Below are 23,346 nucleotides of genomic sequence, written 5' to 3'. Positions count from 1 at the left end.
TCGCAATGCGTAAGCAATGGCTGGGGATCTGCATAGCAGCAGGGCTGCTGGCGGCATGTTCAGGTGAAGACGTTCAGCAGAAGACGGTTAGCGTCCCGCAGCCGGCTGTCTGTAATGGTCCGACGGTAGAAATCAGCGGCGCCGATCCGCATTTCGAAACGCTGAATGCCACGGCCAATCAGGATTATGAGCGCGACGGCAAAAGCTATAAAATCGTCCAGGATCCGGCTAACTTCACCCAGACCGGTCTGGCGGCAATTTATGATGCCGAACCGAACAGCAACCTGACCGCCTCTGGCGAAGCGTTCGATCCGACACAGCTTACCGCCGCGCATCCTACGTTGCCTATCCCAAGCTATGCGCGTATCACTAACCTGGCCAATGGCCGGATGATCGTAGTGCGCATTAACGATCGTGGCCCGTACGGCAATGACCGGGTCATTTCCCTGTCCCGCGCCTCAGCGGACCGCCTGAACACTTCTAACAATACTAAAGTTCGTATCGATCCGATTATTGTCTCTCAGGACGGCGCGTTATCCGGCCCAGGTATGGCGTGCACCACCGTCGCCAAACAGACCTATGCCTTGCCTTCGCGTCCAAACCTTGATGGCGATGGTTCCGCGGCCATCTCACCGGCCGACCAATCAAACGTTCATGCCATTAGCAACTCAACGCTTAAGCCTGAAGATAACGTGGGCGCGCCGGTTAACGGTAGTGGATTCCTCGGCGCGCCGACGCCGCTGAATAATGGCGTACTGGAAGGTAGCGAACCCGCTACTGCTGCGCCTGCCGCCGTCGCCGCAACGCCCAGCGCGCCGGTTACCGCGCCTGGCTCGATTCAAGGTAGCGTCGCGCCTGCCGCGACCGCAACAGCAGCAGCAACCGCCGCTGTGGCCGCGCCAAACGCCGGCACCAGCGGTGAGTTCGTCGTGCAGGTCGGCGCCGTTAGCGACCAGGCTCGCGCCCAGCAATATCAGCAGCGCCTGAGCCAACAGTTCGCCGTTCCCGGCCGTGTGATGCAAAACGGCGCCGTATGGCGGATTCAACTGGGTCCATTTGCCAGTAAGTCGCAAGCGACGACGGTACAACAGCGTCTGCAAAACGAAGCGCAGCTACAATCATTTATTACTCGCGCCAACTAAACGTGACGCCGCGGTATCTCCCGCCACCGCATATGTAAAAGTCGTTAACAAAGTCATATGCAATGTCGGATGCCGCTGCGAAACGCATTTGTTATAGTAAGGCACTTTTTTTAATTTCATCACGGATGCCGTTGTTCTAACCATGAAGACCTCTTTCACCGCTCGTTTACTCGTTACGGCCCTCTCCGTTGCGGCACTGTCTACCGCTGCCCGCGCCGATGACCTGAATATGAAAACCATGATCCCAGGCGCTCCGCAGATCGATGCTGAATCCTGGGTTCTTATCGATTACAACTCAGGTAAAGTGCTGGCGGAAAACAACGCCGACGCCCGCCGCGATCCGGCGAGCCTGACCAAAATGATGACCAGCTATGTCATAGGCCAGGCCATGAAGGCGGGCAAATTCAAAGAATCCGATCTGGTCACCGTGGGTAACGACGCGTGGGCAACCGGTAACCCGGTGTTTAAAGGTTCTTCCCTGATGTTCCTGAAGCCGGGCATGCAAGTGCCGGTTTCGCAGCTGATCCGCGGCATCAACCTGCAATCCGGTAACGATGCCTGCGTGGCGATGGCCGACTACGTCGCCGGCAGCCAGGACGCGTTTGTCAGCCTGATGAACAACTACGTAAACGCGTTGGGCCTGAAAAATACCCATTTCCAGACCGTTCACGGCCTGGACGCCGACGGCCAGTACAGTTCCGCGCGTGACATGGCGCTGATCGGCCAGGCGCTGATCCGCGACGTACCGAATGAGTATTCCATCTACCGCGAAAAAGAGTTCACCTTTAACGGTATTCGCCAGCTGAACCGTAACGGCCTGCTGTGGGATAACAGCCTCAACGTCGATGGCATTAAAACCGGGCATACCGACAAAGCCGGCTACAACCTGGTTGCCTCTGCTACCGAAGGCCAGATGCGCCTGATCTCCGCGGTGATGGGCGGGCGTACTTACAAAGGTCGTGAGTCCGAGAGCAAGAAACTGCTGACCTGGGGCTTCCGCTTCTTCGAAACCGTGAACCCCATTAAAGCAGGTAAAGAGTTCGCCTCTGAACCGGCCTGGTTCGGCGATAGCGATCGCGCTTCTCTGGGCGTAGATAAAGACGTCTATCTGACTATCCCGCGCGGGCGCATGAAAGACCTGAAAGCCAGCTATGTGCTGAACAACACCGAACTGCACGCGCCGCTGCAGAAAAACCAGGTGGTCGGTACCATTAACTTCCAGCTGGATGGCAAAACTATCGATCAGCGTCCGTTAGTGGTGCTGCAGGAAATTCCGGAAGGTAATTTCTTCGGCAAAATCATTGATTACATTAAGTTAATGTTCCATCACTGGTTTGGTTAAAAATTGAACACTTGAAAGTGTGATTTCTATCCCCATATACTATTCATCAAAGAAACCTGATAACTCCCACATCACGTGGGAGTTATTATTTTAGTCGTCACACCGGAGCTGACATGAAAACCAAACTTAACGAACTGCTTGAATTCCCTACGCCATTTACTTACAAAGTAATGGGGCAGGCGTTGCCTGAGCTGGTTGATCAGGTGGTGGAAGTGGTACAGCGCCATGCGCCTGGTGATTACTCTCCGTCAGTAAAACCGAGCAGCAAAGGTAACTACCACTCGGTCTCCATCACCATTAACGCCACCCACATCGAACAGGTCGAAGCCCTGTACGAAGAGCTGGGCAATATCGAAATCGTGCGGATGGTGCTGTAATCCCTCGCCTTACCCGGCCTCAAGCGCCGGGTAATTCTCCTTCTTTCGCTGTGATATACTCTCCCCACTTAAGTCATCCCTCTCGGCGGAGACGTTGTTTTGCAGCACAATACCATTCTTATTCGACAACTCGGCCTGCAACCTTACGAACCCATCTCGCAGGCAATGCATGAATTTACCGACAGTCGTGACGACACGACGCTGGATGAAATCTGGCTAGTAGAACATCACCCGGTGTTTACTCAGGGTCAGGCCGGCAAAGCCGAACACGTACTGGTACCCGGTGATATCCCGGTCATTCAGAGCGACCGCGGCGGCCAGGTGACCTATCACGGGCCAGGCCAACAGGTGATGTATGTCTTGCTGAATCTTAAACGGCGTAAACTCGGCGTGCGCGAATTAGTGACGCTGCTGGAGCAGACCGTGGTCAATACGCTGGCGGAGTATCAGATTGAATCTCATCCTCGCGCCGATGCGCCGGGAGTTTACGTTGGTGAACAGAAAATCTGCTCGCTGGGGCTGCGTATTCGTAAAGGTTGTTCTTTCCACGGGCTGGCGCTGAATGTGGCAATGGATTTGACGCCGTTCCTGCGTATTAATCCGTGTGGCTATGCCGGCATGGAGATGACGCAAATGCGCCAGTGGCAGCCGCAGGCCGCTACAGAAAACGTCGCGCCGCGGCTGGTCGCCAACCTGCTGGCGCTGCTGAACAACCCACCGCATGAATATGTCGCCGCTTGATGCGCACCGCGCTCTGAACCTTCAGAGCGCAACTCCTTATTAATACTTCACATTTGCAATCAATTGTCACGCAACGCCACATCATCGCCCGCTATAATAAGCCTATGACCCAACGACCGGATCCGCGAGTGGCCGACAATCATCCCCCATTGGAAAACAACGAACAGCCAGAAGATCGGCAGATCTTTCGTATTCTGCGTAATATCGATCTTAATCTGTTAACTATCTTCGAAGCCGTGTACGTCCATAAAGGCATCGTCAATGCGGCGAAGGTGCTCAATATCACGCCTTCGGCCATTAGCCAGTCGATCAATAAACTACGGGCTCTGTTCCCCGACCCTCTCTTTATTCGAAAAGGACAGGGGGTGACGCCGACGGCTTTTGCGACTCACCTGCATCAATATATCAGCCAGGGGATGGAAGCCTTTCTCAATGCGCTGGATTTGGGCAGCAGCTCGCAGCAGCAGCGCGTGCTCACCATCGCTACCGCGCCGACCATCGGCGCATTGGTGATGCCAACCATCGCCAACGCGTTAAAAGCGCGGTTTCCTCAAGTATTGCTGCACAATATTGCGATTACCGATGCCGCCAGCCAGCTCAACCAGCGGCAGGTTGATTTGCTAATCGATACCTATAACCATAGCGGGCTGGCCATTGCGCATCAGGTGCTGTTTTCCGAGCCGGTTGTTATGTTTTGCCGCGAAAATCACCCAATTTTGCCTCTTCCGCTGACGCGGGAAAATCTACAGCAGTTTGAGTTTGCGCTGCTGCTGCCGGAAGGACAGCGCTACCCTGCCCTGCATCGGCAACTTGATGAATTCATCGGGGGACGGAGGTGCGGTTTTAGCAGCTATAACCTGTTGACTCAGGCGGCGATGATGAATAATAGCGATTTGCTGGGGCTGACGCCTGAGAGTATGTTCGCGCTGGTGGCGAAGATCTGGCCTCTACAGGCGATGCCTTTCCCGCCGTTACAAGACCAGCGCATTGATATCTCGCTACATTACAACCGGCAAAGCGCCCAGGAGCCGTTACTGAAAGAGATTATCGACACTATTCTGCAAACTTATTCCCGCTAACCGCACGCGAGGGAAAAGGATAAAACAACAACTATTTTACAATTTGCCGGGCAACCAGGCTGCTTTCAACCCCGTATCAATGATATACTGCCTGTCCTTAGTTCAAAAATAGTTGATAAATACAACATTTGATTGAATTAATTCGCTTTCCTTCGTGACTCGCAACTGGAACACGCACGCTATGAGTAAACCCATTGTGATGGAACGCGGTGTTAAGTACCGCGACGCCGATAAAATGGCCCTTATCCCGGTGAAAAACGTGGCAACTGAGCGTGAAGCTCTGCTCAGAAAACCGGAATGGATGAAAATCAAACTTCCGGCTGACTCGTCCCGTATTCAGGGGATCAAGGCAGCGATGCGTAAGAATGGCCTGCACTCCGTGTGCGAAGAAGCCTCTTGCCCGAACCTTGCCGAGTGCTTCAACCACGGCACCGCGACCTTTATGATCCTCGGCGCTATCTGTACTCGCCGTTGCCCATTCTGCGATGTGGCCCACGGTCGTCCGGTGACGCCTGATGCCAACGAGCCGCAAAAACTGGCGCAAACCATCGCCGATATGGGGCTGCGCTATGTGGTGGTGACTTCCGTTGACCGCGACGATCTTCGTGACGGCGGCGCGCAGCATTTCGCCGACTGCATCAGCGCTATCCGCGAGAAGAGCCCGAATATCAAAATTGAAACGCTGGTACCGGATTTCCGTGGTCGTATGGATCGCGCGCTGGATATCCTGAAAGTGACGCCGCCGGATGTGTTTAACCACAACCTGGAAAACGTACCGCGCCTGTATCGTCAGGTACGTCCGGGCGCAGATTATAACTGGTCACTGAAGCTACTGGAGCGCTTTAAAGAAGCGCATCCGGAAATCCCGACCAAATCGGGTCTGATGGTCGGTCTTGGCGAAACCAATGAAGAGATCATCGAAGTGATGCGCGATCTGCGCCGTCATGGCGTTACCATGCTGACGCTGGGTCAGTATCTGCAGCCGAGCCGCCACCACCTGCCGGTACAGCGTTATGTTAGCCCGGAAGAGTTTGAAGAGATGAAAGCTGAAGCCATGGCGATGGGCTTTACCCATGCCGCCTGCGGCCCGTTCGTCCGTTCTTCCTATCATGCCGATCTGCAGGCAAAAGGTATGGAAGTAAAATAACCTCTGCCTTTCTCTGGCCGTCGTCCGCGGCGGCCTGATTTCTCCAGTTCCCCCCCAACTTCCAACTTCCCGTTGTCACACTTCGTTTCATCTTTTCATCGCCAGAGTACCGGCAATAAAAAAGGCGACAACGAATACGCTGCCGCCTCTTTGCCGCCAGAGCTTCACACCCGGCCGCGACGCGCCCCCGTTCATCGGGAGCCCGTGATTAATTACTCTTTATGAGAGAGTTTCTGTGCCGGCGCTTCTTCCTCAGCGCTGGTCTTTTTGGCACTGTCATCGTCATCATTCATGGCTTTCTTGAAGCCTTTGATAGCCGAACCCAGGTCTCCACCCAGCGTGCGTAATTTTTTGGTACCAAACACTAAAATAATCAGCGCTGCGACTACCAGCAGTTTGGTAATACTAATCTCACCCATAGCTAACCTTCTTCTCTATACAAGCTCAAGCTGCGAATACGCCATCATACACATATACGCATACAATTAACGGCTATTTGACGCGCCGACACAATAGCAATCTGTAACAAGGTGAATCAAGCCTTGTTTAAAAAAACGTCACAATAATTGCGGTGGCGCAAATCTGCGATTACGCAGCACCGGCAAACTCTCACGCACCTGACGAATATAATCTGCTGATATCTCAGCAAAAATCAGCTGCGGTTGAGCGGCGGCGCCGGCAATAGTGGTACCGAGCGGATCGATAATCCGGCTCTGGCCGATATTACGCGTTCCGCACTCGCCTGCCGCAATAATATAGCAGGTAGTATCCAGCGCCCTTGCCGCCAGCAGCGTCGCCCAGTGATGTTCCTTCATAGGCCCGCGAACCCAGGCGGTCGGCAGCACCAGGACATCGGCCCCCTGTAACGCTAACGATAGCGCTAATTCGGGAAAGCGTAAATCGTAGCAGGTCATTAAGCCGATTCGCATCCCATTTACCTCTATTAAAGGAGGGATTTGCTCACCGGCATCCACCAGCCGTGACTCCTGCATATTAAACGCATCGTACAAATGGAGCTTCTGGTATTGTGCGCAAATTGCCCCTCGGCATATCGCCACCAGCGTATTGCTCGCGCGCCCTTCAGCAGAGGGCACGTGCAGCGTTAATATCGTGGTTAAGTCATTACGCCGGCTTTCGGCCAGCAGTTGCTGCATGAAACCGCCGTCCAGCGCCTGCGCTGATTTTACCGACATATCCGGATCGTTATCGGCCCGCGCCAGTAACGCCTCAGGCAAGACCAGTAACGAAGCGCCGCAGTCTGCCGCCTGACGCATCAGCTCAACGCAGATCTGCGCATTAGTTTGCCACTGCGCCGTGACGGCGAATTGCCCTGCTGCTACCCGCATCTCTTTCTCCCACTTGCGAATCCATAGCCAAAAACGCCTTTGTCGCGCTACACTCGACCCTCTACCTAACCAAATAGCAGGAAATGACCGTGTTACAACTCCTTTTAGCCGTTTTTGTTGGCGGCGGAACCGGCAGCGTGTTGCGCTGGTGGCTGGGCATGAAATTTAACCCAATGCATCATGCAATTCCCATTGGCACGCTAGTCGCTAACCTGCTGGGCGCATTTATAATCGGCGCCGGGTTGGCGTGGTTCAATCGCCTGACGCATGTTGATCCGATGTGGAAACTGCTTATTACCACCGGCTTCTGCGGTGGCCTGACTACCTTCTCCACCTTTTCCGCGGAGGTCGTGTTTCTGCTCCAGCAGGGACGTTTCAGCTGGGCGTTGCTAAACGTTCTCGTCAACCTGCTTGGTTCTTTCGCCATGACCGCGACGGCATTCTGGTTGTTTTCACAGTCAGCCGCCCGTTAACCTCAGGCAAAAAAAAACCCGCTATGAGCGGGTTTTTATATTCTACTGACGTGTTGGTTAGATAGCCATTACGTTTGCAGCAGAAGGGCCTTTGGCACCGTTAGTGATTTCGAACTCTACGCGCTGACCTTCAGCCAGAGTTTTGAAACCGTTGGACTGGATTGCAGAGAAGTGTACGAATACATCTTTGCTGCCATCTTCCGGAGTAATGAAACCGAATCCTTTGGACTCATTAAACCACTTAACGTTACCTTTAATCTTAGACATCAAAATTACCTTTAAATTAAAAAACGACACTAATGCTGTGTCGGATACCAGTACATCAATTGTGATGCCTTTTGTCCAGCGTAACTTTCTTAAAAAGTGATAAAAGTCTCTATCTTTATAGCCGACAGTTACGTTAGTCATTGTTTTTCAACAAGACAAAGAACTTATCACTTTTGTCACTACGTTATAACGATTAAAACTGTATGCGCGCCCAGGCAAAATAAACGTTGCCGTTGTTATAAGTACCGGGGATGTAGGTCATCTGGAACGTCGCCGGACCGTAGCCAATCGAGGCCAGGGGCAGCACCACCGGGATCGGGATATAGTTCCAGTTGTCGCGCGCCGTTACGCCAAGGGTGTAACCAAGGCCAAGGTGGAAGTTGTCATCGGCCAGCGGACGCCAGGTTTTCTCCCAGCCATAGCCGCCAATCGGCTCCCACTTATTAAAGGAATCTTTAAACGCCATCAGATACAGGCCGTGCCAGTTACCTTTATCGTCCCAACGCGACATGCCAAAACCCGCGCCCCACGGACGTTCGTTATACTTGTCGGTTTTCTCTTTGTCATAGGCAAAGCGGGCGTGCCAGGTGATCGCCGGAACGTACAGATCGTAGTGCTCAGGCTCGTTCCAGGTTTGTGCGACATTGTCCGTCAGCGTATTGTAGCCATCACGGATCGTTGACGAGAACGAAGCATTAGCATAGCCGGACGACAGCAACAGGCCGGACAGCGCGACAATAAACAATGCAAATTGGCGTAGTTTCAACACTTCTCTATTACCGATTTCAATTTTAAAAACGAAGTAAAGTAACAAATGTAATCTTAATAGACTGTTAACGGAATAAGGTAAAATCCTGAATTGCGCCGTGGCAAAAACTTCACTCTGGTAGACGACTTTTGTGATGTTAGCCGCGCCCCGGGTTCCGATTAGTCAATTCTCAGTATTTTATTGATTTGGGTCAGCAAGTTCTGCCCGTTTTTTGGGCACATTCCCTCACTTAATTTTTGTAGTGCTTTAGATATCAGCAGATTCTTTGGGTTAATGGCTTAGGGGTAAAGTATGCTTACGCTTGTTGAGATCCTTATCGGGGTCGTGGTTATTGTGGGCGTCGCCCGCTACATTATAAAAGGCTATTCTGCGACAGGCGTGCTGTTTGTCGGCGGTTTAATCTTGCTTATCGCCAGCGCCATCATGGGGCATAAGGTTCTCCCGGCTAGCGCCGCCAGCACGGGTTATACCGCGACCGATATCTTTGAGTATATTAAAATACTGCTCATGAGCCGCGGCGGCGACCTCGGCATGATGATAATGATGCTCTGCGGTTTCGCCACCTACATGACCCATATCGGCGCTAACGATATGGTGGTTAAACTGGCCTCTAAACCGCTACGATATATTAACTCGCCTTATCTGTTGATGATTGCCGCCTACTTCCTCGCCTGTCTGATGTCGCTGGCGGTCTCCTCGGCGACCGGCCTCGGCGTGCTGCTGATGGCGACGCTGTTCCCGGTAATGGTCAACGTCGGCATTAGCCGCGGCGCCGCGGCGGCGATTTGCGCCTCCCCTGCCGCGTTGATCCTGTCGCCGACCTCCGGTGACGTCGTGCTGGCCGCCAAAGCTGCCGAAATGCCGCTGATAGATTTCGCTTTCAAAACCACTTTACCTATCTCGATTGCCGCTATCGTCTGTATGGCTATCGCTCACTTCTTCTGGCAGCGCTACCTCGATAAAAAAGAGAACGCCTCACACGAGATGCTCGACGTCAATGAGATAACCACCACCGCCCCGGCGCTGTACGCCATTTTGCCTTTCACGCCGATTATCGGGGTGCTGATTTTTGACGGCAAATGGGGGCCAGAGCTACACATCATCACTATTCTGGTGCTCTGTATGGTACTGGCTTCGATACTGGAATTTCTGCGCAGTTTCGATACTAAAAAGGTCTTCGCCGGGCTGGAGGCCGCCTATCGCGGCATGGCTGACGCCTTCGCCAGCGTCGTCATGCTATTGGTCGCGGCGGGCGTATTTGCCCAGGGGCTGAGCACTATCGGTTTTATCGACGGTCTTATCTCCATAGCCACCTCGTTCGGTTCCGCCAGTATCATTCTGATGCTGGTGCTGGTGATCCTGACCATGCTGGCAGCGATGACCACCGGTTCCGGCAACGCGCCGTTTTACGCCTTCGTTGAGATGATCCCGAAACTTGCCCACTCTTCCGGCATCAACCCGGCCTACCTGTCGATCCCTATGCTGCAGGCGTCGAATCTGGGCCGCACTATTTCACCGGTTTCCGGCGTGGTGGTCGCGGTGGCGGGAATGGCGAAGATTTCTCCGTTCGAAGTCGTTAAACGCACCTCGGTTCCCGTTATCGTCGGTCTGTTGGTGGTGATCATCGCCACCGAGATTCTGGTCCCCGGCGCCGCGATTCAATAAACCACAAACCACACTGAAAAGGCGCCAGCAGGCGCCTTTTTTATGCTTTAATAAATCCCAGCAATTAATCATCTCCCACTATCAGGAATAAAAATGTTCAGGAAGGATGTCGTCGCCATTGCCCTTTTACTCGGCGCAACGCAGGTTGGCGCAGAACCGCTTACCGCGACGAAATACGGTGATTTCGATCGTTACGTGCTGGCACTGTCCTGGCAAACCGGTTTTTGTCAAAGCATGCTGGATAGTAACCGTAATGAGCCTGAGGAGTGTCGGCTACAGCAGGACGAACGTAATAAAGCCGATTTTCTGACGGTACATGGCCTGTGGCCGGGCCTGCCGAAGTCGATCGCCTCGCGCGGCGTCGACGAGCGCCGCTGGATGCGCTATGGCTGCGCGACGCGCCCTATCCCCAATATGCCGGAAGTCAAAGCCGGGCGTAAATGCCAGGCGGCGGAAACCGGGCTGTCGCTGGAAATGGCGAATAAGCTGAACAGCGTGATGCCGGGTTCCGGCGGGAACTCTTGTCTGGAACGCTATGAGTATGCCAAGCATGGCGTCTGTTTCGGCTTCGATCCGGATAACTACTTCGGCACGATGGTGCGCCTGAATGGCGAAGTGAAGCAAAGCGCAATCGGTGATTTCCTGGCGAAGCACTACGGACAAACCGTTAGCCGTAGCGATTTTGATGCCGCCGTCGCCAAAGCGTATGGCGCGCAAAACGTCAAAGCCTTTAAATTAACCTGCGACGGCAACCCGGCTTATTTAACGGAAATGCAAATTTCCATTAAAGCTGGCGCTATCAATGCCCCGTTGGGCGCAGATTCGTTCCTGCCTCAGCCGCATCCGGGCAACTGTGCGAAGCAGTTTGTGCTGGATAAAGTGGGTTCTTGATAGCAGGACCAGCCATCTTATCGTCCACTTCATCTGCTTTTGCTCACGATGCGCTGAATGTGCGCTTAATCACTTCAAACATCAGGCAAGTCTCAGTATGATGAAGGGACATTAACCCTTGCCCCTTTCGGCGAGGGTTTTCTTTTACGGAAAAGGTTCCTGGATAACATGGAGTATGCAATGACCAGACCCGCAATCATTATTAATGAATTCGATGCTGAACGTATCGATAGACTGCTTGAGCAACCGGCTTACGCGAATTCGCCGGTCGCCGATGCCCTGAACGACGAACTGGATCGCGCGCAAATGTTGGCGCCGGAAGCGATGCCGCACGATGTCGTGAGCATGAACAGCAAAGTCCGCTTCCGCGATTTAACCAGCGGTGAAGAGCGCGTGCGGACCCTGGTCTTCCCGGCTCAGGCGACCGATAGCGCCACTCAGCTTTCCGTTCTGGCGCCGGTTGGCGCGGCGCTGCTTGGGCTGAAAGTCGGCACCTCCATTCACTGGGAGTTACCCGGTGGCGCATCGGCACACCTGGAAGTACTGGAATTGTTGTACCAGCCGGAAGCCGCAGGCGAATTCCATCGCTAAGTTTCCCGCTGCCTGAGGCGTTTGACGCTTTATTCAGAGGATGCCTCGCCATCCTCTTTCTGTTTCCCTCCCGCTATGACAAATTTTTACCTCATCCCGTGACGGGGCATACAGTTTTGCGACCTGAATGCCACATTATCCTTGTATAATATGTTGATATAGAAACAGACAAACAAGGAGAAATGCATATGTATAAAACTATCATTATGCCGGTTGATGTCTTTGAAATGGAGCTGAGCGACAAGGCTGTCCGCCATGCAGAGTTTCTCGCCCAACAGGACGGCATTATTCATTTGCTTCACGTGTTACCCGGTTCATCGAGTTTCACCATGAGCCGTTTTACTGCCGATCTGCGCCGCTTTGAAGAGCATCTGCAGCATGAAGCGGAGACCCGCTTACAGACCATGGTCGGCCATTTTAGCATCGACCCCTCTCGTATTAAGAGCCATGTGCGTTTCGGCAACGTCCGCGATATGGTTAATGAACTGGCCAATGAAATAAAAGCTGACGTAGTGGTGATTGGCTCACGCAATCCGTCGATCAGCACCCATTTGCTGGGTTCAAACGCCTCAAGCGTCATCCGTCATGCGCATATTCCGGTAATGGTCGTGAGATAACGGAACGGTGAAATAAGCAAAAAAAGAGGCGACCACAAGGTCGCCTCTTTGCTGTGTGCAGGGAATGTCTTACAACTTTTTATGATTATGCGGTTTTGGTGCGAATCAGATAATCGAATGAGCTCAAAGAAGCTTTCGCGCCTTCGCCAGTGGCGATAATAATTTGTTTGTACGGCACGGTAGTACAGTCGCCGGCCGCAAACACGCCTTTCACGTTGGTTTCACATTTGGCATCAATGATGATTTCACCCATGCGGTTACGCTCAACCGTACCTTCCAGCCAGTTGGTATTCGGCAACAGACCGATCTGGACAAAAATACCGGCTAACGCGACATGATGCTCATCGCCGCTGACGCGGTCGCGGTACTGCAGCCCCGTCACCTTACTGCCATCGCCAACCACTTCGGTGGTCTGGGCGTTGAGAATAATATCGACATTTTTCAGGCTGCGTACTTTGTCCTGCAGTACCTGGTCGGCTTTCATTTCTGGTGCGAATTCCAGTAGCGTTACGTGTTCAACGACGCCCGCCAGATCGATCGCCGCTTCAACGCCGGAGTTACCGCCGCCAATCACCGCCACGCGTTTACCTTTAAACAGCGGGCCGTCACAGTGCGGGCAGTAGGTTACGCCTTTAGTCCGGTATTGGTCTTCACCCGGGACGTTCATGTTACGCCATTTAGCGCCCGTTGCGATGATCACGCTGCGCGCTTTCAGCACCGCGCCGGAGGCGGTTTCAATCTGATGCAGACCGCCTTCGACAGCTGCCGGGATCAGTTTTGCCGCGCTTTGTGAATCAATCACATCAACATCATATTCACTGACGTGCGCTTTCAGCGCGCCGGCCAACTTTTGACCTTCGGTTTTCGGTACGGAAATATAGTTTTCGATATCTACGGTATCCAGCACCTGACCGCCGAAACGTTCGCCCATCAGGCCGGTACGAATGCCTTTACGCGCGGAGTAAACAGCCGCCGCGGCGCCAGACGGGCCGGAACCAACAATCAAAACGTCATAAGCATCACGTTTGTTCAGCTCTTCCGCCGCACGTTTTTCCGCGCCGGTATCCACTTTGGCAACGATTTCAGTCAGCGTCATACGGCCTTGACCAAATTCCTGACCATTCACAAACACCGCCGGAACACCCATCACGTTGCGTTCAGTGATTTCATTCTGGAAGGTTCCGCCATCAATTGCCGTGTGTTTGATGCGTGGGTTAAGCACCGCCATCAGGTTCAACGCCTGCACCACGTCCGGACAGTTGTGGCAAGAGAGCGAGTAGTAGGTCTCAAATTCAAAATCACCGTCAAGATTGCGGATCTGCTCGAGCAGCGACTGGGCTTCTTTCGACGGATGACCGCCGGTCCACAGCAGCGCCAGCACTAATGAGGTGAATTCATGTCCCAGAGGAGAACCTGCGAAACGCGGCCCCTGGTTAGAACCTGGATTAGTAATCAGGAACGATGGCTTACGTACCGCCAGCGTGTTGTCTTCTTTAAAGGTGACTTTGTCTGACAGTTCAGCGATTTCAGCCAACAGTTCCTTGATCTCTGCCGATTTAGCGCTGTCATCCAGCGTGGCAATCAGCTCAACAGGTTTGGTCAGCTTCTCAAGATAGGCCTTGAGCTGGGTTTTCATGTTGGTGTCGAGCATTTTTATCTCCTGGGCTTAAAACATCATCATGCAAGCGGCCTTTATCAGGCAGCCTGAATGCGCTTGCATCATGGTGTTGGAATAAAACGGGCGCGGGTACGCCCGTTGATTAGCGGGAATAAAACGAATTAGATCTTACCAACCAGATCTAAAGAAGGAGCCAGAGTCGCTTCACCTTCTTTCCACTTAGCCGGGCACACTTCGCCTGGGTGGGAAGCAACGTACTGAGCAGCCTTGATTTTACGCAGCAGGTCAGACGCATCACGGCCGATACCTTCAGCGGTAACTTCGATTGCCTGGATGATACCCTGCGGGTCAACGACGAAGGTCGCGCGGTCAGCCAGACCTTCATCTTCACGCATGTTGTCGAAGTTACGGGTCAGGGCGCCAGTCGGGTCGCCGATCATCGCGTATTTGATTTTAGCGATGGTGTCAGAGCTGCTGTGCCACGCTTTGTGGGTGAAGTGGGTGTCGGTAGAAACAGAGTACACATCTACGCCCAGTTTCTGCAGCTCTTCGTAATGGTCAGCCACGTCGCCCAGCTCGGTCGGGCAAACGAAAGTGAAGTCAGCCGGGTAGAAGAAGAAGACGCTCCAGCGGCCTTCAGTATCCTTTTCGGTAACTTCGATGAATTCACCGTTTTTGAATGCCTGGTTTTTGAAAGGTTTGATTTTGGTATTAATTAAAGACATCGATACTTCCTCCGTGTTTTTGTTGAGGTCTAAGTTAACGAATTTTTCCTGACTCGACCAATGCGTTTGCATTATCAAATCAATAAGCGTTATCTAACAACCGTAACAAGACAACTTTGTGAACCTGCCTTCGCGATCGCGGTTTTTCTCCGTTTTTCGCCTCATTTCGCTGAAAGTAAAAAGGCCGCCCTCTCAGGCGGCCCCGTTACCTGAAATACCCGCAGGTAGCTTCAGCGCCAGAATGGCTGGCAATATGTTGCGCTCTACACCTTAATGTAACAGCATGAGGGATTACATCATTCGCCGAACTAAAGGGCAACCAAACGCCCGGCAGGTCTTATCTATGACTGCGATAGGTTTGACCACTACTTCGCATTATCTTCTGAATTAAAAGGAATACTCATGTTAAAACGACTACTTTTCCTGAGCCTGCTGCCGTTATGTAGCTATGCCGAAGACCTCCCCGCCCCCGTAAAAGCAATAGAAAAACAGGGTATTACTATCATTAAGCCCTTTGAGGCGCCGGGCGGCGTCAAAGGCTGGCTCGGGAAGTATCAGGATATGGGCGTTGCTATTTATCTCACTCCCGACGGTAAACACGCCATTTCCGGCTACATGTACGACGAAAACGGCAACAATCTGAGCGAACAGCTTTTCCAGAAAGAGCTCTATACCCCGGCGGGACAGGCGATGTGGAAAAAACTCGAGTCCGCTAACTGGCTGCTGGAAGGCAAAAAAGAGGCCCCCATCGTCCTTTATGTGTTTGCCGACCCTTTCTGTCCTTATTGTAAACAGTTCTGGCAACAGGCGCGGCCGTGGGTTGAATCCGGTAAGGTGCAACTGCGTACTTTATTGGTCGGCGTGATAAAACCTGAGAGCCCGGCCACCGCGGCAGCGATTCTGGCAAGCAAAAACCCGGCGCAAACCTGGCATGATTACGAACAGTCCAACGGCAAAATGAAGCTCAACGTCCCGGCAGATATCCCTGCGGACTTGATGAGGACGCTAAATATCAATCAGCAGTTGATGGATGACCTCGGCGCTAACGCCACCCCGGCTATTTACTATATGAATAAAGACAGCATGCTACAGCAGGTGGTGGGATTACCCGATAAAGAGAAACTGCAGGTGATGATGGGTGAAAAGCAGCAGTAAAAAATAACGCATTTCCGCCAGAAGCTTAAGGACACAAAAGGATCTGGCGGAAAGCGATCGCTTGGTATACATTAAGTAGGGGTTAATTGTATATTTAGCTATAGTAATGATAATTCACGGCATCACTTCAAATTTATTACGATAAGTAATAGTAATCCGTTCGCCTCGACGCAACATAAACAGGACGTTAAGCATGGCCAACCTTTATAATTTAAAAAAATTCGATCTAAACCTGTTGGTTATTTTTGAGTGTATTTATCAACACCTTAGCATCAGTAAAGCGGCAGAAACGCTGTTTATAACGCCTTCTGCGGTAAGTCAATCACTACAAAAGTTACGAAATCAATTAAACGATCCGTTATTTGTCCGCTCCGGGAAGGGGATAACTCCGACGACCGTTGGTGTGAATTTACATCATCATTTGGAACAGAATCTCAACCAATTAGAAAAAACGATTAATATTGCCAATCATTCTGAATTAAGTAAAAGATTTGTTATTTATAGCCCACAATTGCTTGTTGCCCCAGGTACAATGGATCTGATCAATGATTTATATCAGGATCCAAACCTACAAATCGAGCATCGCGATCTTCTTTTATCTTCGGAGAGTGCCGATGATTTGATGGCCTATCGTAAAGCGGATCTGGTTTATAGTTTAACACCAATCTCAAATCATAGCGTCGTATGTCAACCATTTCAGGAGATTGAGGTGGTTTTGATTTGTCGAAAAGACCATCCAAGAAAAGCCTTGCTTAATACACAGGAAGCGATTGAGAAGGAGGGCTTCACTTATTATATTTCTAATGATCCAGGTGTGAAATTATTTCAAAATAAGAATGAAAGTATATTTACCAATCGTAGAATTGCGTTCCAGAGCAACTCATTGATAGCTATTTTAACCATGATTCATCAAAGCGATTTTATTGGTTATATGGCCAGACATGTCCTGGAATACTTTAAAGGTTCATTTGATTTTCATGAAATCATTCAGCCCAATCCCGTGCCTCCAATCAAGGCATACATGATTTACAATCGTTCATCACTTAACAACCCTAAATTTGCTGCTTTTATCGGCAGACATAAAAATACAAACGAATAAACCTCACAATACATTCATACACCAAATATATTGTGAACCTCAATTTGTGAACCAGGTGAAACATTACTAATACATATTAACCTTACCATTAATGTGTTCTACACTACCCGAAAAAGCGTACCTATCACATTAAAGGATTAATGGTAATGTCATTAATAAAAATTCCATTACCCGAGTCCGTTCTTCAGGCTAGCCTGCAGCGGATACAGTGGGTATTAGAAAATTTTTCACGCATCTGCATCTCTTTCTCCGGCGGAAAAGACTCCACCACCATGCTGCATCTGGCGGCGCTTTGCGCCCGGCAAATGGGAAAAAAATTCAGCGTGCTGTTTATCGATTGGGAGGCGCAATTTTCCTGTACCATTCAGCATTGCGAAAATATCCGCGCCGAATACCGGGATGTTATTGAAAAATTTTATTGGGTTGCCCTACCGCTCACCACGCAAAATTCACTGACTCAGTTTTCGCCGGAGTGGCAATGCTGGGAACCTGGCGTCAACTGGGTACGCCAGCCCCCCGCTGACGCCATTACCGATCCCGGCTATTTCCCGTTTTATCGTAGCGGAATGAGCTTCGAAGAGTTCGTTCGCGATTTCGCCGACTGGTTTTCGCAAAACCGCCCGGCGGCGATGATGGTGGGTATCCGGGCAGATGAGTCGCTTAATCGTTTTATGACCATCTCATCGCAGCGCAAACTGCGCTTTGCCGACGACAAGCCATGGACAACATCGGCGCCGGGCGGTCATACCTGGTACATCTATCCGATCTATGACTGGAAAACCGCCGATATCTGGACGTGGTTTAGCAAAAGCGGCCATACCTATAACCCCCTTTACGATCTGATGTATCAGGCCGGGGTGCCGCTACGCTATATGCGGATTTGCGAACCTTTTGGCCCCGAGCAGCGCCAGGGGCTCTGGCTGTATCACGTACTGGAACCTGAGCGTTGGGCAGCCATTTGCCAGCGCGTAAACGGCGTGCACAGCGGCGGTATTTATGCCGGATATGACAACAAATTTTATGGTCACCGTAAACTCGATAAACCCGGGCACCACAGCTGGAAGAGTTATGCCCTGTTTCTGCTGGATAGCATGCCGCGACCAACTGCCGAGCACTATCGCAACAAAATCGCGGTCTACCTGCATTGGTATCAAAAACAGGGAATGGACGATATTCCCGATTGCCAGGAGGGCGACATCGGCACCCGGGATATCCCTTCGTGGCGACGCGTCTGCAAGGTGTTATTGAATAATGATTACTGGTGTCGCCAGCTTTCTTTTAGCCCAACTAAAGCCACCCGCTATAAAAACTACTGTGAGCGTATAAGTAAAAAACGCCAACAATGGGGACTGTTATGCAACAACGACTAATTACCCAGATAGAAGAGTATCTGGCCGCGCTGCCGGAAGAGGAGAAAATCGACGCACTGAACCGCTTTCGCCAGGCTTTGCATCGCCATAGTCCTTTTCGCAACCAGCCGGTTGACTGCGTGCTATGGGTTAAAGAGGGAGAAGTGGTTCCCAATGATTACAACCCTAACAATCTTGCACCACCGGAAAAACGGCTGTTACTAACCTCGCTGGAGGCCAACGGCTTTACGCAACCTATTGTAGTGCAGCATCAGCAGCCAAAGCGTTATACCATCGTTGACGGTTTTCACCGCCACGAACTGGCCAGTAATAAAGTGTCGCTGAAAAAGCAGCTCAAGGGGTATTTGCCGGTAACCTGTCTGACGGCGAACAGCCACCCGCGCGATGCCCTGATGGCCGCCACTATCCGCCACAACCGGGCCCGCGGACGCCATCAGATCCACGCGATGTCGGAAATTGTCCGCGAGCTGGCCAATCTCGGCTGGAGCAATAGCAAAATCAGTAAAGAGCTGGGGATGGACGCCGATGAAGTGCTGCGCCTGAAGCAAATTAACGGTCTGGCCGAGATATTCGGCGACCGTCAATTTTCTCAGGCGTGGACGGTAAAATAGCTACAGCCGACGCAGACGGTCTGCCGCCGCCAGCAGGGTCTCCGGCTGCTTGGCGAAGCACAGACGAATCAACTTATGAGGGAAAGGATCGGCGCAGAATACCGACAGCGGGATCGCCGCCACGCCGACTTCAGTGGTCAGCCAGCGACAGAAGCTGACGTCATCAAGATCAGAAATTGCGCTATAGTCGGCCAGCAGAAAGTAGGTCCCTTCACAAGGCAAAATCTCCAGCCGGCTATCGCGTAGCGCATCGATAAACAGATCCCGACGCTGCCGATAAAACGCTGGCAGCTCGCGGTAGTGCTCCGGCTGTGCGCGCAGCATATCCGCCAGCGCCAGCTGAGCCGGCGTGTTAACGGCAAAGGTTAAATACTGATGCACTTTACGCAGCTCGGCGCTGATAGCGGCAGGCGCCACGCAATACCCCACCTTCCAGCCGGTCATGTGAAAGGTTTTACCGAAAGAAGAAACCGCTACAGCCCGCTCCCGCAGCTGCGGATGGGCCAGTACGCTGGCATGCCCCTGCTCAGCAAAACAGATATGCTCGTATACTTCGTCGCTGATAACGTAAATTTCCCGCCCGGCGATAGCCTGCCACAGCGCGGCGAAGTCTTCCTGCTGCCAGACGGTGGCGGACGGGTTATGCGGCGTATTAAGAATGACCAAACGGGTGCGGTCGCTTAACGTGGCGGCAAACTGCTGCCAGTCAACGCGGAAATGCGGCGGCTGCAGAGCAATCCGTTTCAGCACCCCGCCGGAAAGCTCTACCGCCGGCGCGTAGCTGTCGTAGCTCGGGTCAAAGCAGATCGCTTCATCACCCGCCCTCACCAGCGCGGTAATCGCCGCATACAGCGCTTCGGTCGCCCCCGCGGTGACGGTGACATCGCTATTCGCATCCGGGCGATAGCCATACAGCTCAGCGGTTTTATCGGCAATGGCTTCGCGCAGCGCCGCTACGCCGGTCATCGGAGCGTACTGGTTAGCCCCCTGGGCGACGTGCCAGGCCAACCGTTCCTGTAGGTAACGCGGACCGTCAAAATCCGGGAAACCTTGTGATAGATTGATGGCCTGATGCTGCTGCGCCAGCGCGCTCATCTGGGTAAAAATGGTGGTGCCTAATGCAGGGAGTTTACTCTCAGGAATCAGTGGCTTATTGCTCATTCTCTTTGTTCCGATTGTAATGCTGTTGTTGAAGCCACTATAACACGATGTTAGTATTTGGCAATCAAGACGCTTAGACGTCTAAATGCTAACGTTATTTCGCTTGCCGCAGGCAGGCGGCAAACCGACGCCACCGGCAGCACGGCGCACTATCCACTCTGGAGATACCATGATCCGCGCTATCGTGACCGATATTGAAGGCACCACCAGCGACATTCGCTTCGTCCATAACGTCTTATTCCCCTACGCCCGCGAGCGGCTGGCCGCGTTTGTCAACGCGCAGCAGTACGTCGAGCCGGTCAGTACCATTCTCGACAATCTGCGTACGGAAATCGCCTCTCCCGAAGCCAGCACCGCCCAGCTTATCGATACGCTATTCCGCTTCATGGACGAGGATCGTAAATCGACGGCGCTGAAAGCGCTGCAGGGCATTATCTGGCGCGACGGCTATCTGAACGGTGATTTTACCGGCCATCTTTATCCCGATGTTCTCCCGGCGCTGGAGAAATGGAAGGCGATGGGCATTGATTTATATGTATATTCCTCAGGCTCGGTTGCCGCGCAGAAATTGTTATTTGGCTACAGCGACGAAGGTGATATTACTCATCTATTCAGTGGATATTTCGATACCCTGGTCGGCGCCAAACGCGAAGTTCAATCCTATCGCACTATCGCTGAGCAACTGGGGCATAACCCGGCGCGCATTCTGTTCCTCTCAGATATTCATCAGGAGCTGGACGCCGCCGAAGCGGCAGGTTTCCGCACCCTGCAGCTGGTACGCGGCGACCGCGACCCGGCCAGCCATCATCCACAGGTTCAGCGTTTTGACGACATCGACCCGGAGCAACTTCCCTCATGAGCGCATTAACTATTTTTTCCGTTAACGACGCCAGCCATCCACGCTGGCACAGCAGCAACGCCGATGAAATCCAGCAGCAATTGAGCGCAAAAGGGGTGCGCTTCGAGCGCTGGCAGGCCGATCGCTACCTGGGCCCGGCGCCAACCGCTGAAACCGTTATTGCGGCCTATCAACACGCGATCGATAAACTGGTCGCTGAAAAGGGTTACCAGAGCTGGGATGTCATTAGCCTGCGAGCGGATAATCCGCAGAAAGAGGCGCTGCGGGCAAAATTCCTCAATGAGCATACCCATGGCGAAGATGAAGTGCGCTTCTTTGTCGAAGGCGCCGGGCTATTTTGCCTGCATATCGGCGATGAAGTTTTTCAGGTGCTGTGCGAAAAGAACGATCTGATCTCCGTTCCGGCGAATACCCCACACTGGTTCGATATGGGGTCGGAGCCGAATTTCACCGCCATTCGCATTTTTGACAATCCGGAAGGCTGGATAGCGCAGTTCACCGGCGATGCTATCGCCGATGCCTACCCGCGCTTACCCTAATCGCCTTTACGCATAGCGGCGGCGCAGCAGCTCGCATTCGAAAAGGAATTCGAGCCCTTCCAGCTGACGCCGCGCCTCGCTAACATCCCTGCCCCAACAGGTTAAACCGTGGCCGCGGATCAAAAATCCATAACGTAAAGGATGACTACGGGCATACGCTTCAATCCGCGCCGCCAGCGCCTCGATATCCTGATCGTTATCAAAAATCGCCACCGCTACGCTATCGAGATGGCTATGCTGCCCGCTCAGCGTTTTTTGCATTTCATAGCCCTGCAGCTGAAGAGTATTGCCGGTTTCAAGGCGTGAGAGCACCGTAGCGTGCACGGTATGCACGTGCAGCACGACGTTCGCTTCCGGAAACAGACGATAGACCAGCGTATGCAACCCGGTCTCCGCCGACGGTTTCCGCCCCGACGGCGCATTATTGTTTAGGATATCTACCTGAAGAAAATCGTCGCAGGTCAGGCTGCCCTTATCGCGCCCCGATTCACTTAACCAACACCAGCGCGCATCCTCGCGTACTGACATATTGCCGCCGGTTGCCGGCGCCCACCCTTTCGCGCCAATCCAGTGACAGGTGGTCACCAGTTGTGCGAGTCGCTCTTGCCACATAATTGTTCCTTATCGAGGTTAACCGTTACGCCACCGGCGCGAAGATACCGTCTGCCACCTGCTGTGGCGTAACCACGCCGCTATCCAGCACCCAACCGCTGATTAACGACGCTGGCGTCACGTCAAAGGCCGGATTGTAAACCGGCGCGTTTTCTGGCGCCCACTGCACCGCGCCAAAGCTGCCTTTTACGCCAGTCACCTCTTGCGCCGCACGCTGTTCAATCGGGATCGCCGCGCCGTTCGGGCAGTGGCGATCGAGAGTGGTTTGCGGCGCCGCCACGTAGAAAGGAATGCGATGATAGTGAGCCAGCACCGCCAGCGAATAGGTCCCGATTTTGTTCGCCACGTCGCCATTAGCGGCGATACGATCTGCACCGACCCATACCGCATCAACCTGCCCCTGCGCCATCAGGCTGGCAGCCATGGAGTCGGTAATCAGCTGATACGGCACGCCCAGTTCACCCAGCTCCCAGGCGGTCAGTCGCCCGCCCTGCAGCAGCGGCCGCGTCTCGTCGACCCAGACGTTAGCCACTTTGCCCTGTTCATGGGCCAGGGCGATAACCCCCAGCGCAGTGCCAACGCCGGCCGTCGCCAGACCGCCGGTATTACAGTGGGTCAACAAGCGACTACCCGGCGTCACCAGTGTATTACCGGCTTCGGCAATACTGGCGCACAGCTGTTTATCTTCGGCAATCAGGCGCAGCGCTTCGCTCTCCAACGCCTGCGGATAGTTTTCCTGCGCCAGCGCCTGCTTCATCCGATCGAGATTGTTCATCAGATTGACCGCCGTCGGCCGCGCCGCACGCAATGTTTCCAGCGCCTGAGCAAGCTCGTCGCGGGAAAGACCGCGCTGGGCTAACAGCGCCAACAGCAGGCTGGCGGAAAGACCGATCAACGGCGCGCCGCGCACCCGCAGGGCATGAATATGGTCCACCAGCAGCGCAACGTTATCCGCCGCCAGCCAGCGTTTTTCCTGCGGCAATGCCTGTTGATCGAGAATAAAAAGCTGATTTTCGCTTACCCGCAGGCTGGTGGTCTGTAGTGTCTGCATATCGTTAAATCCCTGTTGCGTTGTTGTATCACATTGTGTCAGGATGAAATCCAGATGTATAGACGTCTGAACGGCTTAATTCAGCACTTTTGAGGATCG

General features: G+C 52.9%; 26 protein-coding genes. 17 read left to right on the top strand and 9 right to left on the bottom strand.

Annotated features, from left to right (window positions below; genetic code table 11):
• The first annotated feature begins 5 nt into the window (after nt 1-5).
• The 6 genes from rlpA (at nt 6) to lipA (ending at nt 5,828) form a co-directional block, all read left to right on the top strand.
• On the top strand, nt 6-1,142 hold the full coding sequence (gene rlpA / locus AC22LX_RS15300; protein ID WP_487334072.1) for an endolytic peptidoglycan transglycosylase RlpA: 1,137 nt from the start codon (nt 6-8) through the stop codon (nt 1,140-1,142).
• A 142-nt stretch (nt 1,143-1,284) separates the two neighbouring features.
• Nucleotides 1,285-2,484, top strand: a complete 1,200-nt coding sequence (dacA, locus tag AC22LX_RS15295; RefSeq protein ID WP_015367735.1) for a D-alanyl-D-alanine carboxypeptidase DacA — start codon at nt 1,285-1,287, stop codon at nt 2,482-2,484.
• A gap of 113 nt (nt 2,485-2,597) precedes the next feature.
• A complete protein-coding gene (gene ybeD / locus AC22LX_RS15290) occupies nt 2,598-2,861 on the top strand; it encodes a DUF493 family protein YbeD (RefSeq protein ID WP_015367736.1) in 264 nt (87 codons plus the stop codon).
• Between the two features lie 99 nt (nt 2,862-2,960).
• Nucleotides 2,961-3,602, top strand: a complete 642-nt coding sequence (gene lipB, locus AC22LX_RS15285) for a lipoyl(octanoyl) transferase LipB (protein WP_047049299.1) — start codon at nt 2,961-2,963, stop codon at nt 3,600-3,602.
• Between the two features lie 104 nt (nt 3,603-3,706).
• Nucleotides 3,707-4,681 carry a YbeF family transcriptional regulator gene (locus AC22LX_RS15280; RefSeq protein ID WP_263303181.1) on the top strand — a complete coding sequence of 325 codons (975 nt, stop codon included), beginning with the start codon at nt 3,707-3,709 and terminating at the stop codon, nt 4,679-4,681.
• Between the two features lie 181 nt (nt 4,682-4,862).
• Nucleotides 4,863-5,828: a lipoyl synthase gene (lipA, locus tag AC22LX_RS15275; protein WP_015367739.1), complete on the top strand. Its 966-nt coding sequence runs from the start codon at nt 4,863-4,865 to the stop codon at nt 5,826-5,828.
• Nucleotides 5,829-6,040: 212 nt separating this feature from the next.
• On the opposite strand, the gene tatE is transcribed toward lipA, so the two are convergent.
• Complete coding sequence (tatE, locus tag AC22LX_RS15270) at nt 6,041-6,247, bottom strand: twin-arginine translocase subunit TatE (RefSeq protein ID WP_045381457.1); 207 nt, start codon at nt 6,245-6,247, stop codon at nt 6,041-6,043.
• A gap of 138 nt (nt 6,248-6,385) precedes the next feature.
• Entirely contained in the window at nt 6,386-7,174 is a 789-nt protein-coding gene (locus AC22LX_RS15265; protein WP_047049305.1) for a deaminated glutathione amidase, read from the bottom strand.
• An 89-nt stretch (nt 7,175-7,263) separates the two neighbouring features.
• Between AC22LX_RS15265 and crcB the strand changes: the two genes are divergently transcribed.
• Complete coding sequence (gene crcB / locus AC22LX_RS15260; RefSeq protein WP_045381622.1) at nt 7,264-7,647, top strand: fluoride efflux transporter CrcB; 384 nt, start codon at nt 7,264-7,266, stop codon at nt 7,645-7,647.
• Nucleotides 7,648-7,704: 57 nt separating this feature from the next.
• Here the strand turns inward: crcB and cspE are convergent, their stop codons facing one another.
• Together cspE and pagP are read right to left on the bottom strand one after the other, a co-directional pair.
• Entirely contained in the window at nt 7,705-7,914 is a 210-nt protein-coding gene (gene cspE / locus AC22LX_RS15255) for a transcription antiterminator/RNA stability regulator CspE (RefSeq protein WP_012542460.1), read from the bottom strand.
• A gap of 193 nt (nt 7,915-8,107) precedes the next feature.
• Complete coding sequence (pagP, locus tag AC22LX_RS15250; protein ID WP_161799856.1) at nt 8,108-8,683, bottom strand: lipid IV(A) palmitoyltransferase PagP; 576 nt, start codon at nt 8,681-8,683, stop codon at nt 8,108-8,110.
• 291 nt (nt 8,684-8,974) lie between these two features.
• Between pagP and dcuC the strand changes: the two genes are divergently transcribed.
• The 4 genes from dcuC to uspG all read left to right on the top strand — a co-directional run bounded on the left by dcuC (nt 8,975) and on the right by uspG (nt 12,447).
• Nucleotides 8,975-10,348, top strand: a complete 1,374-nt coding sequence (gene dcuC / locus AC22LX_RS15245; RefSeq protein WP_045392945.1) for an anaerobic C4-dicarboxylate transporter DcuC — start codon at nt 8,975-8,977, stop codon at nt 10,346-10,348.
• A gap of 93 nt (nt 10,349-10,441) precedes the next feature.
• Nucleotides 10,442-11,239 carry a ribonuclease I gene (gene rna / locus AC22LX_RS15240; RefSeq protein WP_045392942.1) on the top strand — a complete coding sequence of 266 codons (798 nt, stop codon included), beginning with the start codon at nt 10,442-10,444 and terminating at the stop codon, nt 11,237-11,239.
• 180 nt (nt 11,240-11,419) lie between these two features.
• A complete protein-coding gene (rnk, locus tag AC22LX_RS15235; protein ID WP_015367745.1) occupies nt 11,420-11,830 on the top strand; it encodes a nucleoside diphosphate kinase regulator in 411 nt (136 codons plus the stop codon).
• A gap of 188 nt (nt 11,831-12,018) precedes the next feature.
• The gene (gene uspG / locus AC22LX_RS15230; RefSeq protein WP_015367746.1) at nt 12,019-12,447 is read left to right on the top strand and encodes a universal stress protein UspG; all 429 of its coding nucleotides are present in this window, start codon (nt 12,019-12,021) and stop codon (nt 12,445-12,447) included.
• Between the two features lie 85 nt (nt 12,448-12,532).
• Here uspG and ahpF read toward each other — a convergent pair whose 3' ends face one another.
• The gene (gene ahpF, locus AC22LX_RS15225) at nt 12,533-14,098 is read right to left on the bottom strand and encodes an alkyl hydroperoxide reductase subunit F (RefSeq protein ID WP_045392939.1); all 1,566 of its coding nucleotides are present in this window, start codon (nt 14,096-14,098) and stop codon (nt 12,533-12,535) included.
• 128 nt (nt 14,099-14,226) lie between these two features.
• A complete protein-coding gene (gene ahpC / locus AC22LX_RS15220) occupies nt 14,227-14,790 on the bottom strand; it encodes an alkyl hydroperoxide reductase subunit C (protein ID WP_004859485.1) in 564 nt (187 codons plus the stop codon).
• 402 nt (nt 14,791-15,192) lie between these two features.
• On the opposite strand from ahpC, the gene dsbG reads away from it, so the two are divergent.
• From dsbG to AC22LX_RS15200, 4 genes are all read left to right on the top strand, one after another.
• The gene (gene dsbG / locus AC22LX_RS15215) at nt 15,193-15,945 is read left to right on the top strand and encodes a thiol:disulfide interchange protein DsbG (RefSeq protein WP_045392937.1); all 753 of its coding nucleotides are present in this window, start codon (nt 15,193-15,195) and stop codon (nt 15,943-15,945) included.
• Nucleotides 15,946-16,138: 193 nt separating this feature from the next.
• Nucleotides 16,139-17,044, top strand: a complete 906-nt coding sequence (gene citR, locus AC22LX_RS15210; protein ID WP_487334071.1) for a DNA-binding transcriptional repressor CitR — start codon at nt 16,139-16,141, stop codon at nt 17,042-17,044.
• A gap of 146 nt (nt 17,045-17,190) precedes the next feature.
• On the top strand, nt 17,191-18,414 hold the full coding sequence (locus AC22LX_RS15205) for a phosphoadenosine phosphosulfate reductase (protein ID WP_045392931.1): 1,224 nt from the start codon (nt 17,191-17,193) through the stop codon (nt 18,412-18,414).
• Complete coding sequence (locus AC22LX_RS15200; protein WP_045392928.1) at nt 18,399-19,025, top strand: IbrB-like domain-containing protein; 627 nt, start codon at nt 18,399-18,401, stop codon at nt 19,023-19,025. The genes AC22LX_RS15205 and AC22LX_RS15200 overlap by 16 nt, the downstream gene beginning before the upstream one ends.
• On the opposite strand, the gene AC22LX_RS15195 is transcribed toward AC22LX_RS15200, so the two are convergent.
• Nucleotides 19,026-20,171: a pyridoxal phosphate-dependent aminotransferase gene (locus AC22LX_RS15195; protein WP_487334098.1), complete on the bottom strand. Its 1,146-nt coding sequence runs from the start codon at nt 20,169-20,171 to the stop codon at nt 19,026-19,028.
• Between the two features lie 184 nt (nt 20,172-20,355).
• Here AC22LX_RS15195 and mtnC point away from each other — a divergent pair, with 184 nt between their 5' ends.
• Together mtnC and AC22LX_RS15185 are read left to right on the top strand one after the other, a co-directional pair.
• The gene (mtnC, locus tag AC22LX_RS15190) at nt 20,356-21,045 is read left to right on the top strand and encodes an acireductone synthase (protein WP_045392922.1); all 690 of its coding nucleotides are present in this window, start codon (nt 20,356-20,358) and stop codon (nt 21,043-21,045) included.
• Entirely contained in the window at nt 21,042-21,584 is a 543-nt protein-coding gene (locus AC22LX_RS15185; protein ID WP_045392919.1) for a 1,2-dihydroxy-3-keto-5-methylthiopentene dioxygenase, read from the top strand. The genes mtnC and AC22LX_RS15185 overlap by 4 nt, the downstream gene beginning before the upstream one ends.
• A gap of 6 nt (nt 21,585-21,590) precedes the next feature.
• Here AC22LX_RS15185 and AC22LX_RS15180 read toward each other — a convergent pair whose 3' ends face one another.
• On the bottom strand, nt 21,591-22,196 hold the full coding sequence (locus AC22LX_RS15180; protein WP_047050113.1) for a methylthioribulose 1-phosphate dehydratase: 606 nt from the start codon (nt 22,194-22,196) through the stop codon (nt 21,591-21,593).
• A 25-nt stretch (nt 22,197-22,221) separates the two neighbouring features.
• On the bottom strand, nt 22,222-23,247 hold the full coding sequence (gene mtnA, locus AC22LX_RS15175) for an S-methyl-5-thioribose-1-phosphate isomerase (protein ID WP_047049332.1): 1,026 nt from the start codon (nt 23,245-23,247) through the stop codon (nt 22,222-22,224).
• Nucleotides 23,248-23,346: the final 99 nt, after the last annotated feature.

It is taken from the genome of Klebsiella sp. PK01, from assembly GCF_057624675.1.
This window is presented reverse-complemented; position numbering and strand designations above follow the sequence as displayed.

Excerpts from the sequence above, each read along its gene's own strand:
- lipA (WP_015367739.1), top strand. The coding sequence starts at position 4,863 with ATGAGTAAACCCATTGTGATGGAACGCGGTGTTAAGTACCGCGACGCC.
- dsbG (WP_045392937.1), top strand. The coding sequence starts at position 15,193 with ATGTTAAAACGACTACTTTTCCTGAGCCTGCTGCCGTTATGTAGCTAT.
- ybeD (WP_015367736.1), top strand. The coding sequence starts at position 2,598 with ATGAAAACCAAACTTAACGAACTGCTTGAATTCCCTACGCCATTTACT.
- AC22LX_RS15185 (WP_045392919.1), top strand. The coding sequence starts at position 21,042 with ATGAGCGCATTAACTATTTTTTCCGTTAACGACGCCAGCCATCCACGC.
- rlpA (WP_487334072.1), top strand. The coding sequence starts at position 6 with ATGCGTAAGCAATGGCTGGGGATCTGCATAGCAGCAGGGCTGCTGGCG.
- AC22LX_RS15205 (WP_045392931.1), top strand. The coding sequence starts at position 17,191 with ATGTCATTAATAAAAATTCCATTACCCGAGTCCGTTCTTCAGGCTAGC.
- cspE (WP_012542460.1), bottom strand. The coding sequence starts at position 7,914 with ATGTCTAAGATTAAAGGTAACGTTAAGTGGTTTAATGAGTCCAAAGGA.
- AC22LX_RS15200 (WP_045392928.1), top strand. The coding sequence starts at position 18,399 with ATGCAACAACGACTAATTACCCAGATAGAAGAGTATCTGGCCGCGCTG.
- ahpF (WP_045392939.1), bottom strand. The coding sequence starts at position 14,098 with ATGCTCGACACCAACATGAAAACCCAGCTCAAGGCCTATCTTGAGAAG.
- dacA (WP_015367735.1), top strand. The coding sequence starts at position 1,285 with ATGAAGACCTCTTTCACCGCTCGTTTACTCGTTACGGCCCTCTCCGTT.
- tatE (WP_045381457.1), bottom strand. The coding sequence starts at position 6,247 with ATGGGTGAGATTAGTATTACCAAACTGCTGGTAGTCGCAGCGCTGATT.
- rna (WP_045392942.1), top strand. The coding sequence starts at position 10,442 with ATGTTCAGGAAGGATGTCGTCGCCATTGCCCTTTTACTCGGCGCAACG.
- mtnA (WP_047049332.1), bottom strand. The coding sequence starts at position 23,247 with ATGCAGACACTACAGACCACCAGCCTGCGGGTAAGCGAAAATCAGCTT.
- AC22LX_RS15280 (WP_263303181.1), top strand. The coding sequence starts at position 3,707 with ATGACCCAACGACCGGATCCGCGAGTGGCCGACAATCATCCCCCATTG.
- rnk (WP_015367745.1), top strand. The coding sequence starts at position 11,420 with ATGACCAGACCCGCAATCATTATTAATGAATTCGATGCTGAACGTATC.
- mtnC (WP_045392922.1), top strand. The coding sequence starts at position 20,356 with ATGATCCGCGCTATCGTGACCGATATTGAAGGCACCACCAGCGACATT.
- AC22LX_RS15265 (WP_047049305.1), bottom strand. The coding sequence starts at position 7,174 with ATGCGGGTAGCAGCAGGGCAATTCGCCGTCACGGCGCAGTGGCAAACT.
- uspG (WP_015367746.1), top strand. The coding sequence starts at position 12,019 with ATGTATAAAACTATCATTATGCCGGTTGATGTCTTTGAAATGGAGCTG.
- citR (WP_487334071.1), top strand. The coding sequence starts at position 16,139 with ATGGCCAACCTTTATAATTTAAAAAAATTCGATCTAAACCTGTTGGTT.
- AC22LX_RS15180 (WP_047050113.1), bottom strand. The coding sequence starts at position 22,196 with ATGTGGCAAGAGCGACTCGCACAACTGGTGACCACCTGTCACTGGATT.
- ahpC (WP_004859485.1), bottom strand. The coding sequence starts at position 14,790 with ATGTCTTTAATTAATACCAAAATCAAACCTTTCAAAAACCAGGCATTC.
- dcuC (WP_045392945.1), top strand. The coding sequence starts at position 8,975 with ATGCTTACGCTTGTTGAGATCCTTATCGGGGTCGTGGTTATTGTGGGC.